The organism is Streptomyces sp. SID1328 (assembly GCF_009865595.1).
In the GTDB taxonomy this organism is placed as follows: Bacteria; Actinomycetota; Actinomycetes; order Streptomycetales; family Streptomycetaceae; genus Streptomyces; species Streptomyces griseoluteus.
This window is the reverse complement of the sequence record NZ_WWKH01000775.1, coordinates 1-2,468: the sequence shown is the minus strand read 5'-3', so window position 1 is coordinate 2,468 and position 2,468 is coordinate 1. Positions and strand designations below refer to the sequence as shown.

The following is a 2,468-nucleotide window of genomic DNA, read 5'->3' as shown; positions in this document are numbered from 1 at the left end:
GGCTGTGCCTGGCGGTGCTCGTGCTGATCACGGGCGTCAACCTGCGGGGCATCGTGGAGTCCGCCAAGGCGTTCATCGTGCCGACCGCCGTGTTCGTCGGCTCGATCTTCGTCCTCATCGCCGTCGGCCTGTTCCGCTCCCACCCCGTGAGCACGGTGACCGCGGCCGGTCACGCCTCGGCCCTCGCCGGCAACGCCTCCGCCGTCGGAGCCCTGCTCCTGCTGAAGGCGTTCGCCTCCGGCTGCGCCGCCCTGACAGGCGTGGAGGCCATCGCCAACGCCGTGCCCTCCTTCCGCGTCCCGCGCGTCAGGCGCGCGCAGCGCGCGGAGATCGCCCTCGGCGCCGTCCTCGGTCTGATGCTCATCGGCCTGTCGGTGTTGATCGGCCGCTTCCACCTCCAGCCGGTCGAGGGCGTCACCGTCCTCGCCCAGCTCGCCGACGCCGCGCTCGGCCACAACTGGGCTTTCTACGTCATCCAGTTCGCGACGATGATCCTGCTGGCGCTGTCCGCGAACACCTCCTTCGGCGGTCTGCCCGTCCTGCTGAAGCTGCTCGCCCGGGACAACTACCTGCCGCACGTCTTCGCGCTGAAGGCCGACCGCCAGGTGCACCGGCACGGCGTGCTCGCCCTCGCGCTGGTCTCGGCCGCGCTGCTGGTCTTCTCCGGCGGCGACACCAACACCCTGGTGCCGCTGTTCGCCATCGGCGTGTTCCTCGGTTTCACCATCGCCCAGGTGGGCATGGTGAGGCACTGGCGGCTCGAGCACAGCCGCGGATGGCGTGGCAAGGCGCTGCTCAACGGCTTCGGCGCGGTCCTGACCGGCGTGGCGGCCGTGGTCGTCACCGCGAGCAAGTTCGCGGAAGGCGCCTGGCTGGTTGTGATCGCGCTGCCCCTGCTCGTGGCCGCGTTCGAGACCGTGCACCGCGCCTACGGCCGCATCGGCGAGCGGCTCGGCCTGGGCCGCATCCCCAAGACCCCGCGCCGCGACCGCTCGTTGGTGATCGTGCCGGTCTCCTCGCTGTCCCGGCTGACCTCCGAGGCCCTGACGGCGGCCGCCTCCCTCGGCGACGAGGTGCGCGCAGTGACCGTGTGCTACCCGGACTCCGAGGATCGGGCCCAGCTGCACGCCCTGGAGCGGTCCTGGGCGGAGTGGGGCCCTGGGGTACCGCTGGTGCGGCTGCCCTGTGAGCGGCGCAGCCTCGGCCGCCCGATCGCCGCATACGTACGTGAGGCGGCCGCCGCCGAGCCGGGCACCCGCATCACGGTCCTGATCCCGGAGACCGAGCCGGAGCGGCTGTGGCAGCGGCTGCTCCAGAACCAGCGGGGCGCGGTCGTCGCACACGCCGTACGGCGGGAGACCGACGCGGTGATCTGCCGGCTGCGCTTCCGGCTCCCGTGAGTCAGGTCACTGACTGTCGCGGCGGCCTACTCACCGGTGCGGGTCTGGGGCCGTAAGAGTCCCGTCAAAGGTGCGGGGCTGGCCGTAAGAGAGCCGTCAACGGGCGACCGGATCCGGCCAGCGAGGCGCTTTCCTCTTACACGTCCACATCAAAAACCTCACTCCAGGAGTTCGCGATGGCCGATCTGGCCTTCGTCGTCACCGTGCTCGCGGGTTTCGCGCTGGTGGCCCTTGTCGCCAAGGGGGTGACGAAGCTGTGACCGCCGAGAACATCGTCGGCCTCGTCGTGGCCGTCGCCCTGCTGGGCTATCTCGTCCTCGCCCTGATATTCCCGGAGAGGTTCTGAGAAGCGATATGAGTCCCGTTCTTGCCGGCGTGCTCCAACTGCTCGCCCTGATAGGCGCGCTGGCCCTCGTCTATGTTCCCGCTGGCGACTACATGGCCCGGGTCTACTCCTCGAAGAAGCACCTGCGGGTGGAGAAGTGGATCTACAAGAGCATTGGCGCCGACCCCGACGCCGAGATGCGCTGGCCGGCCTATCTGCGCGGTGTCCTGGCTTTCTCCGCCGTCAGCGTCCTCTTCCTCTACCTGCTCCAGCGGCTCCAGGGTGTGCTGCCCGGCTCGCTCGGCTTCTCCTCGGTCAATCCGGCGCAGTCGTTCGATACGGCCGTGTCGTTCGTGACGAACACGAACTGGCAGTCGTACTACGGCGAGCAGACCATGGGTCACGTCGTGCAGACCGCCGGTCTGGCCGTGCAGAACTTCGTCTCCGCGGCCGTCGGTATCGCCGTCGCCGTGGCGCTGGTGCGGGGCTTCGCTCGCTCGCGCACTGGTCAACTGGGTAACTTCTGGGCCGACCTGGTGCGGGGCACCGTACGGATCCTGGTGCCGGGCGCCGTGATCGCCGCGGTGATCCTGGTGGCGTGCGGCGCCATCCAGAACTTCTCCGGCATTCATGAGGTCGGCCAGTTCATGGGCGGCTCGCAGCAGTGGAACGGCGGCGCGGTCGCCTCGCAGGAGGCCATCAAGGAGCTGGGCACCAACGGCGGCGGCTACTTCAACGCCAAC

The 2,468-nt window shown here is 69.6% G+C and carries 3 protein-coding genes; all 3 read left to right on the top strand.

The window, feature by feature from the left end; translation table 11 throughout:
• The coding region (locus GT030_RS24700) for an APC family permease (RefSeq protein WP_161202982.1) at positions 1-1,400 on the top strand (1,400 nt) is incomplete at its 5' end.
• A gap of 256 nt (positions 1,401-1,656) precedes the next feature.
• The gene (gene kdpF / locus GT030_RS24695; protein ID WP_016434100.1) at positions 1,657-1,746 is read left to right on the top strand and encodes a K(+)-transporting ATPase subunit F; all 90 of its coding nucleotides are present in this window, start codon (positions 1,657-1,659) and stop codon (positions 1,744-1,746) included.
• An 8-nt stretch (positions 1,747-1,754) separates the two neighbouring features.
• Positions 1,755-2,468, top strand: a 714-nt coding sequence (locus GT030_RS24690) for a potassium-transporting ATPase subunit KdpA (RefSeq protein ID WP_202460523.1), incomplete at its 3' end; no start/stop codon positions are given.